Annotated in this window: 9 protein-coding genes; 4 read left to right on the top strand and 5 right to left on the bottom strand. The window is 48.0% G+C overall.

The window, feature by feature from the left end:
• Complete coding sequence (gene hrpA, locus AC3AP5_RS04715; RefSeq protein WP_487327107.1) at nt 1–3,945, bottom strand: ATP-dependent RNA helicase HrpA; 3,945 nt, start codon at nt 3,943–3,945, stop codon at nt 1–3.
• An 11-nt stretch (nt 3,946–3,956) separates the two neighbouring features.
• Nucleotides 3,957–5,009 (bottom strand): isoaspartyl peptidase/L-asparaginase family protein, encoded by a 1,053-nt coding sequence (locus AC3AP5_RS04710; RefSeq protein WP_487327106.1) that lies wholly within the window; start codon nt 5,007–5,009, stop codon nt 3,957–3,959.
• Nucleotides 5,010–5,090: 81 nt separating this feature from the next.
• On the opposite strand from AC3AP5_RS04710, the gene AC3AP5_RS04705 reads away from it, so the two are divergent.
• The 3 genes from AC3AP5_RS04705 (at nt 5,091) to AC3AP5_RS04695 (ending at nt 8,489) form a co-directional block, all read left to right on the top strand.
• Complete coding sequence (locus tag AC3AP5_RS04705; RefSeq protein ID WP_006955360.1) at nt 5,091–5,330, top strand: hypothetical protein; 240 nt, start codon at nt 5,091–5,093, stop codon at nt 5,328–5,330.
• Between the two features lie 98 nt (nt 5,331–5,428).
• Entirely contained in the window at nt 5,429–6,889 is a 1,461-nt protein-coding gene (sbcB, locus tag AC3AP5_RS04700; RefSeq protein ID WP_487327105.1) for an exodeoxyribonuclease I, read from the top strand.
• Nucleotides 6,867–8,489 (top strand): GMC family oxidoreductase, encoded by a 1,623-nt coding sequence (locus AC3AP5_RS04695; protein ID WP_487327104.1) that lies wholly within the window; start codon nt 6,867–6,869, stop codon nt 8,487–8,489. The genes sbcB and AC3AP5_RS04695 overlap by 23 nt, the downstream gene beginning before the upstream one ends.
• Nucleotides 8,490–8,513: 24 nt before the next feature.
• On the opposite strand, the gene AC3AP5_RS04690 is transcribed toward AC3AP5_RS04695, so the two are convergent.
• Complete coding sequence (locus tag AC3AP5_RS04690) at nt 8,514–10,847, bottom strand: efflux RND transporter permease subunit (RefSeq protein ID WP_487327103.1); 2,334 nt, start codon at nt 10,845–10,847, stop codon at nt 8,514–8,516.
• Between the two features lies 1 nt (nt 10,848).
• The gene (locus AC3AP5_RS04685) at nt 10,849–12,021 is read right to left on the bottom strand and encodes a WD40/YVTN/BNR-like repeat-containing protein (protein WP_286682276.1); all 1,173 of its coding nucleotides are present in this window, start codon (nt 12,019–12,021) and stop codon (nt 10,849–10,851) included.
• A 162-nt stretch (nt 12,022–12,183) separates the two neighbouring features.
• Here AC3AP5_RS04685 and AC3AP5_RS04680 point away from each other — a divergent pair, with 162 nt between their 5' ends.
• On the top strand, nt 12,184–13,536 hold the full coding sequence (locus AC3AP5_RS04680; RefSeq protein ID WP_487327102.1) for a DUF1329 domain-containing protein: 1,353 nt from the start codon (nt 12,184–12,186) through the stop codon (nt 13,534–13,536).
• 50 nt (nt 13,537–13,586) lie between these two features.
• Here the strand turns inward: AC3AP5_RS04680 and AC3AP5_RS04675 are convergent, their stop codons facing one another.
• The gene (locus AC3AP5_RS04675; RefSeq protein WP_487327101.1) at nt 13,587–14,474 is read right to left on the bottom strand and encodes an NAD(P)-dependent oxidoreductase; all 888 of its coding nucleotides are present in this window, start codon (nt 14,472–14,474) and stop codon (nt 13,587–13,589) included.
• Nucleotides 14,475–14,476 lie beyond the last annotated feature (2 nt).

Raw genomic sequence — 14,476 nt, 5'->3', positions numbered from 1 at the left:
TCAAGGTGCCTTTATATCGTTTATGGCTTGCTTAATCCGCTTCTCGGACACAGGGTACTTAGTCCCCAGCGTCTGCGCAAAGAGTGATACGCGTAACTCTTGAATCATCCAATAGATCTCTCGAACCTCAGTTGGTACGATACGACGATAGCGTTTAACCAACGCATTGTAGCTCTCAGTCAATTCATCAAGCATTAACGTTGCCAGCCTGTCCTTGTTCGGATTTTCAGGTAACTTTTCCAGACGACGCTGCAACGCACTCAAGTAGCGTTCAATATCTTGCAACCGTTCGGCACCAACCTCAGATACAAAACCGCGATAAACAAGTGACTCAACCTGCTTCTGCACATCGCCACGCGATTGAATCTGGTCCAATGGGATTTTTCCTTTCAGTTGTTTCTTCAAATCGTTGGAGCGGATTAAACATTGCTCAACTTGCTGCGCGATACGCTCAACGCGCTCATTCAGCTCAGCACGGGTTTTTTCCACTAAAGCGTTGAACGCAGACTCCGTGCGAACCTCGTCTTGCTCCGCAACAAAATCTTGATACAGATTATCCACTGCCGCATCGATACAGTCCTTGATAAGTGCATCAACTTTACCCCAGGGGTTGAAGTACATCGCCAGCTTGGCTTTATTAGACAAGCTTTTCTGTAAGTATTTGATAGGGGAAGGCACTTGTTTAAGCACTAAGGCACGAATTCCTTGTGCATGCGCCAGCTCCGCCTCTTTTTGATGATCGAACATCTGAACTTGTAATTGATCATCAGGCGTTACCGTTACCGCTGGGTATGCCCGCATTTCAAAACCGTGCTGCTTTTCGCTTACCACCTTGGGCAAATCGTTGATCGACCAGGTTTCCAATGGTTCACGTTCAACTTCCTGCCCCGCGGTCTTATCAAGACGCGCCTGTACGCGACCCGATAGCGCATTTTTAAGCGCCGTGAGGTCACGGCCCTGACGTATTAGCTTCTTACCATCAAGAATTTTAAAATTCATTTGCAAGTGAGCATCAATTTGTTCGGGCTTAAAGTCACTGGGCTCCACTCGCACGCCCGTCATACGCAGTAGCTTCTTACACATGGCTTCAAGCAGACTCAACTCACTCGGTTCAATATCCGCAAATACGGCCTGAGCAAAGTTAGGTGCCGGCACAAAGTTTCTGCGAATCGGCTTGGGCAATGATTTAATCAACGCGGTTATTCGTTCTTCACGCAACGCGGGAATATGCCAGTCAAATCCTTCATTTTCGACTTGATTGAGAATTGCCAACTGAATATTCACCGAAACCCCATCATCTTCAGCGGAGGGTTCAAAATGATAGCTCAGCGGCAATTTCAGGTTACCCTGTCGCCAAAACTCGGGGTAACTTTGTTCCGTAATATGGCTGGTATCTGCGTCAATCAAATCGTCACGCTTGAAGAACAGCAACTTAGGCTCAGACTTTGCGGCCTTATGCCACCAGCCTGCGAGTAGCTTCTCGTTATAAATTCCCTCTGGAATATGACGCTCGTACGCCTCAAATAATTCCTGTTCATCAACGAGGATATCCCGACGGCGCGATTTTTCCTCCAGCGCTTGTACACTCGCGATCAAATCCAGATTGTGCTTGATAAAAGGCAATTGACGTTTGATTTGGCCCTGCGCCAGCCCCTCACGAATAAAAATATGTCGCGCGAGCGTGGGATCGATGGGACCAAACTGTACGCGCCGACGCGCCACCAGTATCAGCCCGAGCAACGTCACTTGCTCGTCAGCAACAACGCTGCCTTGTTTGGCTTCAAAATGCGGTTCAAGATACTGTTTCTTAACCAAATGCCCAGCAGCCTGCTCAATCCACTCAGGCTCAACTTTGGCGTTAACGCGCGCATATAACTTTGATGTTTCAACGAGTTCAGCACTGACAACCCATTTAGGTGGTCGTCCAAATAAATGAGAGCCGGGGAAAATATGAAAGCGAGTTTGACGCGTACCCTGATACTCGTGCTTGGCATCCTTTAAACCGACTTGAGACAGTAAGCCTGCGAGTAGTGCTCGGTGCACCTGTTCGTAAGTCGCCGCTTCCTCATTAATGCGTAATCCTAACTCACGTGCCGTTTGTCGGCTTTGGGTATAGACATCCTGCCATTCACGCACACGTAAAAAATGCAGGAACTCTTTCTTTAATTGCTTACGAAACTGATTACCTGAGAGTGCTTGCTGTTGCTCTCTTAAATAATTCCATAAGTTGAGAAAACTCATAAAGTCTGAATTGTCATCGGCAAACCGTGCGTGTGCTTGGTCCGACTTTTCCTTTGCATCACTCGGGCGCTCGCGAGGATCTTGAATACTGAGCGCCGAGGTAATAATCAGCATTTCGCGCACGCAGCCCTGCTCATGTCCGGCGAGCACCATACGTGCGAGTTTAGGATCGAGCGGTAAACGTGCCAGTTGTCGACCGGTGTCTGTTAATCGTGGTTGCTGTTGTTTTCGGTTGGGCGCAATCGCGTTGAGTTCTTCCAGCAGATTTAAACCATCTTTAATAAAACGTTCATCCGGTTTCTGGACAAATGGAAAGCGCCTAATATCACCGAGTCGCATCGCGGACATCTGCAATATAACTGCCGCCAAATTAGTCCGCAGAATTTCAGGATCGGTATATTCTGGGCGACTGAGAAAATCTTCCTCGCTATATAAGCGAATACAAATACCTGGTCCCACGCGACCACAACGACCTTTACGCTGATTCGCGCTTGCTTGCGAAATCGGTTCAATAGGAAGACGCTGTACTTTAGTTCGGTACGAATAACGACTCATGCGCACGGTACCCGGATCGATCACGTAGCGTATGCCTGGCACCGTCAGTGATGTCTCCGCAACGTTAGTCGCAATCACCACACGCCGTTGGCTGTGCGACTGAAAGACACGGTTCTGCTCACTCGACGATAACCGCGCATAGAGCGGCAACACTTCGGTATCGCGCAATTGCAGTTCTTGAATCGCCTCCGCGTAATCACGTATTTCACGTTCGCCGCTGGCGAAAATCAAAATATCACCGGGACCTTCAGCTTGCAGCTCTTGCACCGCATCTAATAAACTTGCCAGAACATCATTCTGAGCCTCAGGTTGCTCCGATGGGTCACGATAACGCACTTCGACGGGGTACGTGCGCCCGCTTACAGTGAGTACAGGCGCATTATCAAAATGCTTAGAGAAGCGTTCGGTTTCGATAGTGGCGGAGGTGATAATAATTTTAAGATCCGGGCGCTTGCGACGTAGTTGGTGTAACACGCCAAGCAAAAAATCGATATTTAAGCTCCGTTCATGCGCCTCATCGATGACAATTGCGTCATACTGTAGCAATAAAGGGTCATTTTGCAGCTCCGACAATAACATACCATCGGTCATTAATTTGACCGCAGTGGTCGGTGCCGTTTCGTCTTGAAAACGGATCTTATAACCGACCTGCTGCTTTTGCGTATCACCGAGCTCTTCACCTATACGCGCGGCGACACTACGTGCCGCCAGTCGACGAGGTTGCGTGTGTGCGATAGTGCCTTTGCGTCCATACCCCAGCTCTAGCAACATCTTAGGTAACTGAGTCGTTTTACCCGAACCCGTTTCACCCGCAATAATGACCACCGGATGTTCGCGCATCGCTGTTAAAATACGCTCGCGTTCCTGCGCGACCGGCAGTTGTTCGGGGTAATCCAGTTTAAATTGTTGCTCTTGCCGCGCGAGCAAATGCAATTGCGCTGTCTCGATATCTTGCTCAATTTGGCTTTGAACGCGCACGCGTCGCTCAGTATCTTTAATTTTGACACTGCCACGCAGTCGCCCTCTAAGAAGCGCGGCATCCGCTAACGTACATTCTGCCAGTGCATTTGCAAATTTATCGAGCACCTGTTTTTGCGCTTGTTTTTGCTCCGCAGATAGCGGTTTAGTTTTTTTGGGGGTACGACTCATAAACGCCCGCTTTAATCCTCATCTTTGTAAATCGCAGTATGCACTTTGCCATTGCGAATATAACCCCGGTACATACCTTCGGTGTTAAACGGTGTTGCAATGTGACCTTGTGCATCCATAATAATGACACCACCTGTGCCACCCGCTTGTTCTAAAATACCATGAATAACCGCATCACCCGCTTCTTGCACGGTTTGATTCTGATACTTAACACGCGAACAAATATCCGCAGCCACATGATAACGAATAAAATACTCGCCATGTCCAGTTGCTGATACACCACAACTACTATTGTCCGCCCAAGTGCCAGCGCCAATAATCGGTGAATCCCCTATTCTACCATAACGCTTAGCAGTCATCCCGCCGGTTGATGTACCAGCACTGAGGTTACCCGACTGATCCAGTGCAACAGCGCCCACGGTGCCGTATTTATAATCGAGATCGAGATAGCGCCAAGCTTGTTGTTCCGGTTGCTCACTTTTACGAATCGTTTGTTTGGCTTTAATTAACTGCTGATAACGATGTTCGGTGTCAAAGTAGCTGTTATCAACCAACGCTAAGCCTTGCTGCTGAGCAAATTGTGCCGCGCCGTCGCCACTCAACATCACATGGACCGACTTATCCATAATCGTACGCGCCAATTCAATCGGGCTTTTTACGGTTTTTACGCCCGCGACAGCACCGGCATTGCCCGTCGCCCCGTTCATGATTGAGGCATCAAGCTCATGCTCGCCATCCCAGGTATACACCGCGCCTTTACCCGCATTAAATAACGGTGAATCCTCCATCACTTGAATCGCACTAATCACCGCGTCGGTGCTACTGCCGCCATGCTCAAGTACTGCATAACCCGCCTGCAGAGCCTCTTCGAGTTTCGCGTGGTACGCGGCCTCTTGTTCTGCGGTTAAATTAGCTCGGGTAATCGTGCCTGCACCGCCGTGAATAACCAGAGCAATGGGTGTCTTGTTATCCGTGGACTCATGTGTTTCAGCTTTCGTTGCCGCGGTAGTGAACGTTCCCGCCAATGCAAGCGTAAGCATAGTCAGTGTTGTTTTTATTTTCATGGTTCTATCCTTAATGACGGATTCGAACTACACATTACAGGGTAATCGACACCACAATGCAATGTTTTTGGAGGTAACTCTATGCCCACTTATCGCGTTAACTACGATCATCTTGGTGCACCCGAGCAGGTGCAACTCAACGTACCGACGGTTGAGCATTCAGATAGCGATCGCGACTTGCGCGACGAAATCGCTCGTCGACTCGCTGAGCGTGTTCTACCTCATGCCGAGCTGGCGGTTAATCACGATGACCACCGTAACGTCGAAGAAAAACTCTACAAAGCATACGACTTAAAAATCACTCAAATTGAGCGCCTTTAGTTGCCGCTCTTAACGACTTCAATATCAAAGTGCTAATATTGCAGGGCTACCAACAATGGTGTAGCCTCCAAGCCAACTAAATTAAGCCGGTATGAGACATGCAATCCGTTCCAGAAAATAATAAAAACCAACCCACCTTCTACTGGCACGACTACGAAACGTGGGGTGCACGGCCACTGATTGATAGGCCTGCGCAATTTGCTGGGATGCGCACCACGTTGGACTTTCAACCCGTGGGACGCCCTCTAACGATCTATGCGCAACCCACGCCGGACTTTTTACCCGACCCCGAAGCGGTACTCATTACCGGGATCACTCCGCAATATGCGCTGAATCAGGGCGTTAACGAAGCCAACTTTGCGCAAGCCATTGTGCAAGAAATGAGTCAACCTAATACCATTATTATTGGTTATAACAACATCCGGTTTGATGACGAGGTAACGAGGTCACTGTGTTATCGCAATTTTTATGACCCCTATGCTCATACTTGGCAAAACGGTAATTCGCGCTGGGACCTGATTGATGTGGTACGCGCCTGCTACGCACTGCGTCCCGAGGGTATTCATTGGCCGGAGGACGAAGATGGCCGTGTGACCTTGCGACTTGAAAAGTTGACCCAAGCAAACCGTATTGATCATGGGCAAGCGCATGATGCTATGTCCGATGTCCGAGCGACCATCGCGATGGCACAACTGCTTGCAGAAAAGCAACCGAAACTGTGGCAGTTTGCCTTACAGCATCGCCATAAGAATGACCTGATGAACCTCATTAATTGGCAACAGATTAAGCCTTTGGTGCACGTCTCGGGTTTGTATGGCGCCGATAATTTCTTCGTATCGGCTGTGCTGCCGATTGGTTTTCACGCTCAACGTGCTAACGCACTGATCGCTTGGGATCTACGTATTAATCCAGCAGATTTTGCGGATTATTCGACTGAGCAATTACGAGATTTACTCTTTGCCTCACGTCAGCAGCATGAAACCAACGGAACCCAACGACCCGGCGCCACCCAGATTACGCTAAATCGTTGCCCGTTCTTAGCGCCGCTGGCAACGCTGACTGCGGAAGCGCAACAGCGTACCCAAATCGACTTGGTCACGCTTAGGGAGCGGACTCGTTGGTTAGCCGAGAACAGTGACTTCCGTGATCGCATCATGACGATTTTTGATAGCGCACGCGAGCGTGGCGAACAGCCGCCTTTAGACGTTGATCAACGTTTATACGATGGTTTCTTCGACGCCCAAGATAAGCAGAACTTACAGATGATCCGTGCGATGAGACCCGAACAGTTAGCCGGTATTGAGCTGAACACGCAAGATAACCGTCTACCCGAGCTATTGTTTCGCTATCGTGCACGGAATTATCCGGCGACACTCGATCAAAGCGAGCTCCAACGCTGGCAGCAGTTCTGTCGTCAACGCCTTACTGAACCTACCAACGGGCAACTTTCGATAACCGAGTTTGCAGAAAAACTTGAAGGTTTAGCGCAGCAGTATCAGGATAATAAACATCGCATGCAGCTGCTGAAATCACTTTATGACTACGCACAAGGGCTTTGAACACAGTTTTGACTATATCATCGTCGGTGGTGGATCGGCTGGCTGTGTGCTTGCCAATCGACTGAGTGAAGACGGACGATTCCGCATTTTACTCTTAGAAGCTGGGCGCAAGCCGCCCGGCTTTTTCTCCGCGATGCCCTCTGGCTTTGCCCGCTTTATTCATAGCCCGACCTTTAATTGGCTTTACCGCGGCCAAAGCTTCGCTCAACAAACAACCTACACACCTCGGGGTAAGGGGTTAGGTGGCTCAAGTGCCATCAATGCAATGATTTACTGCCGAGGTAGTCAACAAGACTATCAACGCTGGGCCGATGCCGCTGGCCACGAGTGGAGTTATGCTGCATTACTTCCTTACTTTAAAAAGTCCGAAGCTAATCAGCGTGGTGCTAGCTATTACCATGGCGCTCAAGGTCCGTTAAAAGTCAGTGATAAAGTCCCCTATTACCCCGTTTGTCGTGCATTTTTGGAGGCCTGCCAAGAGTTCGGGCTACCGTACAATTCTGATTTTAATGGCGACACCTTAACGGGGGTCGGTCCATTCCAATTTACTATGGCGGATGGCGAACGTTGCAGCACCTATAAAGCTTACTTAAAACCGGTGGCAGACCGACATAACTTAACCATACTGTCGGGTTACGATGTTCATCGTGTGCTATTTGATGGAAACAATGCCCAAGGTGTCGAGGCGTTTTGTGAGGGGCAAAAGCAACATTTTTATGCCAATCGTGAAGTCATTCTTGCCGCCGGTGCACTCGCATCACCTGTTATTTTGCAACGTTCGGGAATTGGTGACAGCGAATCACTTAAATCGGTGCATGTTCCGGTGGTATACCATGCGCCCGAAGTGGGTAAGAATCTTGCCGAACACGCAGATATTTGTGTCCATGTAAAAAATAGAAAACGTAACGGACTGACACTTACACCTTGGGGTTTGCTGAAACTCTTACCCGCGTTTTTTTCCTACCTGATCAATAAAAATGGACAGTTGAGCCATTCATTGGCTGAGGTAGGCGCATTTTTTGATGTGAGCGATAACGATTGGGCGAATGGCAACGAACCTAGATTTCAGTGCCACGTGTTACCCGTCATGTTTAAAGACTCAGGTTATAACTGGTGGCCCACATTAAAGCATGGCTTCAGTATTCATGTCTGTTTGCTCCGACCTGAGTCGCTCGGAAGCGTTCAAATTAACCCCGAGGATCCGTTTGGAAAACCACTCATCAATTACCGTTTTTTCGAAAATCCCAATGACTTAGTCGCGTTGACAGCGGCGGTTAAAAAGGTGTGTAGCTTACTCGAGACCGATGCCCTAAAGCCATTCGTAGGTAAACGGTTGTTTCCTCGCCCCTACAATCGAGATAGCGAACTCGCCCAGCAAATTACCGAGGAAATCGGCCTGATCTACCACCCTGTAGGTACGTGTCGGATGGGTCAAGACCAGCATTCCGTCGTTGATCCACGATGCTGTGTGCGCGGAGTCAACAAATTACGAGTTATTGATGCGTCAATAATGCCAACGCCTATCAGTGGTAATACCAACGCCCCTACCATCGCTATAGCTGAAAAAGGCGCCGACTTGATTAAAGCCGACGCCTTTTGACTTTTTTCCATAAATTATACGCGTTTATTTTTGATGCAGTTTTCCGACCTTAAATAGACGCGCCAACGCAGGTATCAAGATCAGCGCACCAAGCATGTTCCAAAGGAACATAAAGGTGAGCAAAATACCCATATCGGCTTGGAACTTAATCGGTGAGAAGATCCACGTCGCGACACCAATCGCTAACGTCAATCCAGTAAAGCCGACCGCTTTACCCGTGTTCTCAAGTGCATAACGATAGGTAGCAGGCAGATCCATACCACGTTGCAGGCCTTCCTTAACCTTACTGTAAATATAGATGCCATAGTCGACACCAATACCGACACCGAGTGCAATAACAGGCAAGGTCGCAACTTTAATACCTATCCCTAGCACTGCCATTAACCCTTGACTCATGACCGTTGTAAACGCCAGTGGCAAGACGATACAGGCGACTGTGCGTAGGCTTCTAAAGGTCACTAAACAGAGGAAGATGACCACACCGTAGACCCACAGCAACATTTTGTTCTGTGCGCTTTCAATAACAGAGTTTGTCGCCGCTTCAATACCTGAGTTGCCTGCTGCCATCAGCAGATCAATACCTTCTTTTTGGTAGTTCTGCTTAAATGACTCCACCGAGGCGACCACATTTTTCAGCGTCTCAGCTTTGTGGTCATCAAGATAAATGATAATCGGCGCCATCGAACAATCGTTATTAATTAAGCCATCAGGGATACGGCTCAACGATGCATTGGTAACAAACTGGTTACGGTTTAAGGTGAACCATTTTAAATTACCTTCGTTAATGGCAAACATACCCATTTTGGACACATACACAATCGATTTTACGTCTTGTACACCGTTGGTGTTTTGCATGTGCCAACTAAAGCGATCCATAAACTCGAGGTTATTGTACGCGATACATTGCTGTGGCTCAGTCGCAGCCATAACCACAAAAATATCGGTACTCGAGCTGTAGTTATCGACAATATAGGCATTATCGAGGTTATAACGGCTATCTGGACGTAACTCGGGTGAGCCTTTATCCAAGTCACCAATCTGCATTTGCTGGCCGTAATAAAGACCCCATGCCAATAACACTATCGCGATACCCAAGGCACTGTAGGCCCACTTCGGTTGAGCAAACTTCTCAAAGGTACGCACCACGATGTGTTTTTCGCTTTCCGCTTTGCTGTGATACTCGACACCTTTATCAGATACCCCGAAGTACGACATCACAATAGGTAATAAACCTAAGTTAGTCAGTACCACAACCGCTACACCGATACTGGCCGCAATCGCAAGCTCTTTTATCACAGCGATATCAATCACCATCAGCGTGGTAAAGCCAATCGCATCACTCGCCAATGCGGTTAGACCCGCAATGTATAAGCTCCGAAAAGCAAGCTTGGACGCTTCAAATTTGTCGAAACCATGCGTGCGATTGTAACCAATGGCATTAATAATTTGCACACCGTGAGAGACGCCAATAGCAAACACCAAAAACGGTACTAGCATCGAGTATGGGTTTATCCCGCTACCAATCAGGTCGATAATTCCCAGTTGCCAAATCACGGCAATGATTGAGCAGCCCAGTACGGTGAAGGTACTACGCCAGCAGCGACTGTACACATACAACATAGCCAAAGTGATAAGGATCGCTAGCAAGAAGAACAAACCCACTTGCTCGGCACCATCGATCAAATCACCAATCAACTTGGCAAAACCGGTAATGTGAATACCAATTTCATCACTTTGATATTTGTCACGTACTAAGGTTTCTAAGCGCTCCGAAAATTCCCCATAATCCAGCTTTTCGCCCGTTTCGGGATTCACTTCGTCGAGAGGGACATAAATGATAGTTGACTCGAAGTTGTTCGCAACCAGGTTACCCACCTCACCGGAGCGAAGCACATTTTCCCTCAGTTGAGCTATGGACTCTTTGCCACCATCGTAACCGTCTGGGATAACCGGGCCGCCCACAAAGCCTTCCTCAGTGACTTCCATCCAACGTACATTGGGTGTCCATAAGCTTCGTAAACCTGAGCGATTAACACCAGGAATGTAGAACACTTCGTCGGTAATTTGCTTGACCGTTTCTTGGAACTCAGGCTCAAAAATATCGCCTTGCTTATTTTCAACGGCAATACGCACCACGTTGCCAAGACTCGATAGATCCTTTTGGTATTCAAAATAATTTTGAATAAACGGATGCTGAGTCGGAATCATTTTGGTGAAAGAAGCGTCTGGGCGCACTTGAACGGCGTTGTAGCCCAGCACAAGGGTGACCGCCGCAAATAACAGTAACCAACCTAAACGAAACTTAAATAATGCCCGCTCGAGTAAAGAGGGTTTTTTATTTTCGATATTATTATCCACGCTACTCTAGCCCCTTTTCCGCTGTGTCACTTTGGGTTGTTTTTGCTGGCCAATAGTAAATACCAGAACGACTGGTCAGTACTTTTTCGCCGTTAAATTCAACCATATCGCCGAATACAGCACTACTTGGATGTGTGTGTTCAGTCACGTCGAGAGAGGGCGTAATTTCTAAAATGACACCTGAGTTACCCACGATCCATTGAGTACCTTTAGTACCCGCGTAGCCACTCATCAAGTTGGCATCCGCAGGGCTATCAATTGCGGTATAACGCTCACCTAAGTCGTCCGAGACAAAAATATTGCCACGTAGTCCATAGGTCCATAACCGACCTTGGTTATCAAAGTGAGCACCAAACAATGAACCATCGTACGGCGGTGCAACCGACGACCATGATGCGCCGCCATCTTGGCTCGCATACGCGGTACCCGCTTCACCGGCGATAAATACATTGTCGCCCTGCGTAGCGATGGCGTTTAAGTGAAAACCATTTGGGTTATCTAGACGACCACTAATAAGTTGCCAATTCGCCCCCTTATCTTGGCTGACCAACAAAGTGTTGTAAGCGCCTACCGCCAGCACATCGCCATTGGCTAGCGTTTTAATATCTAATATCGGTTTTGAAGGGCCTGTCTCTTGTTTTGCACGTTGTGCATTTTCTAAATAGAACTTGGCATCATCGAGCGCCCACTGCAAATCACCCGACTCATCACCGTCTGCGGCTATTTTTTGTTCGAGTTCTGCAATGCGTTGCTGATAAAACGCAACTTCAAGATCGAGCAGATCAAAGCCATCAAAGATACGCTGCCAAGTATTGCCGCCATCGGTCGTTTTTAATATCACGCCATGGTGACCTGCGGCATAGCCTATCGAGTCAGATTCGAAGTCGACACTGGTCAGTAACACACTGGTCGGAACATTAGCCTGTTTCCATGTGTTACTATTGAGATCTCGAGTAATGATATTGCCATGTGAGCCGACCGCAACAAGGCGGTTAGATAGCTTAGCGGTTGCAATAAGCGGGTTTTTTATAATTAGTTTGCTGCTTGCTTGCATTGCCGGCGCGTAAATCACATCAAATTCTTGCTGCGACGACACATCGGTTTCTTGTGCGAATGCAAAAGTGCTCAAAACCCCACTGAGCAACAACCCAATATGGGTTGGGGACAGACGCATGGAACCTCCTAAACAAAAAAAATGTCTTAGAATTGTATAAGGTTATATTCATTTGAAAACCTTTTTCGCATATTTTCCTGCTTTTTTTAGTGAAACTATTGTCTTACAGGTCTAACCTCTGGCAAAGTGATGTACGAAAGTAGAACAACAAGGAAATTACCCATGAATAAACTGATGCTAAAAGCGGGTGTATTCGCCCTATCAGTTATCTCCGCCAGCGTAATGGCTAAGGTCACGCCTGACCAAGCCGATCGTTTAGGCAAGGATTTAACACCGATTGGTGCTGAAAAAGCCGGTAATGCAGACGGTTCAATTCCAGCTTGGAATGGTGGTTATTCTGATGCAAGCGTTGAGATTGTGCGCGGCACGGACCCGTTCGCAAGTGACGAACCACTGTTCACGATTACTCACGATAACCTCGATCAATATAAAGACAACCTGACGCCAGGTCAGATTGCGATGTTTAATAAGTATGACGATTACAAAATGATCGTTTATCCAACGCGTCGCTCTGCAACCTACCCTGACTCACTTTGGCCAAAAATTAAAAAGAACGCAGAGAATGCTGAGTTAGTTGCGGGCGGTAATGGTATTCAAAACTTCGAAGTTACAACTATCCCATTCCCGATTCCGGAAACAGGTGTTGAAGCGGTTTGGAACCATATCACGCGTTTCCGTGGTGGTAAGGTTACCCGTAACGTTGCCCAGTTCCCAGTATTGGCAAGTGGTGATTTTGTTCCCGTTGAACTAAAAGAAACTCTAGTATTCCCAGAGTACCTAGAATCAGGCCGTGGTCCAGAAGATGACAACATCCTGTTCTATTTCCTACAAGAAGTAGAAGCGCCTGCACGTTTAACAGGTACTGTATTGTTGGTACATGAAACCATTAACCAGGTTAAAGAAGGTCGTCGCGCGTGGATCTACAACGCCGGTCAACGCCGCGTTCGTCGTGCGCCTAACGTAGCCTATGATGGACCAGGTACAGCAGCTGATGGTCTTCGTACCTCAGACAACCTTGATATGTACAATGGTGCACCTGACAAGTATAACTGGGAGTTAAAAGGTAAGAAGGAAGTTTATATTCCTTATAATAACTTCAAGATCATGGATCCTGAGCTCGATTATGATGAAATCATCCAAGCGGGCCACATGAACCAAGACTTGATTCGTTATGAAAAGCACCGCGTTTGGGTTGTCGAAGGTACATTGAAAGATGGCGAACGCCATATCTACTCAAAACGTACTATGTATCTTGATGAAGACACGTGGACAGCGTCTATCATTGACCACTATGATGGTCGTGGTGAACTCTGGCGCGTCGGTGAAGCGCTTAATACTCAGTTCTATAATCAGGACGTGCCTTGGATGGCAGCCGAAGCATTGTACGACCTTAACTCAGGTCGCTACATCTCATTGGGCTTAGGCAATGAAGAGAGTGATTACATGGATTGGGACATTGAACCTAACCGTAATGACTTTACTACTAACGCATTGCGTCGCACGGGTTTCCGTTAAGCCGTACGCTTTGCAAGCATCAGAAAAGGAGGCATCAGCCTCCTTTTTTATTATTCCCAATCGCCAGCTAATTTATCTAATCGTACCATCAAGCTTGAAGTGTCCCAGCGTGAGCCACCGAGGCTTTGCACTTCAGCATAGTATTGATCAATCATCGCAGTCGACGGCAGCGCAGCTCCGTGGCGGTTAGCCTCTGCAATCGCAATACCCAAGTCTTTACGCATCCAGTCAACGGCAAAGCCGTGATCATATTCTTGGTCCCACATGGTTCTGTACCGGTTAACTAACTGCCAGGAGCCAGCAGCGCCAGCGCCAATTGCATCGACCAATGCATCGGGGTCAAGACCAACTTTTCGTGCCAAATGCAGACCTTCGGCGACGCCTTGAATGACGTTGGCAATGCACACCTGATTAACCATTTTAGCAAGTTGACCCTTGCCGGCTTCACCCATACGAACGATTTTCTTCGCATAGCAGTTCAATACAGGCTGCGCTTTATCAAAGGTTGCTTGTTCACCACCGACCATCGTTGTGAGAATGCCCTTCTCTGCGCCTGCTTGGCCGCCAGAAACCGGAGCATCTAAGAATTCACCCTGATGTTGTGTAACTGCCGTATCGAGCTCACGCGCAAGATCGGCCGATGCCGTCGTATGGTCAATAACGATTGCGCCTGACTTCAACTGTGCGAGTATGCCGTCCTCACCATAAAAAACGCTACGCACATCGTCATCATTACCCACGCATACCATCACAAAGTCTGCATCAGCCACCGCTTGAGCGGGTGTATCGGCACGACAGCCTTGATACTCATTGACCCACTGCTCGGCTTTACTCGATGTGCGGTTATAAACACAAACATCAAACCCTTGTTGCTGAAGGTGCCCAGCCATTGGGTAGCCCATCACACCCAAACCAATAAAACTACAGCGTTGTCCCATAC

The sequence above is a fragment of the Idiomarina sp. D18 genome, from assembly GCF_057748155.1.
This window is presented reverse-complemented; position numbering and strand designations above follow the sequence as displayed.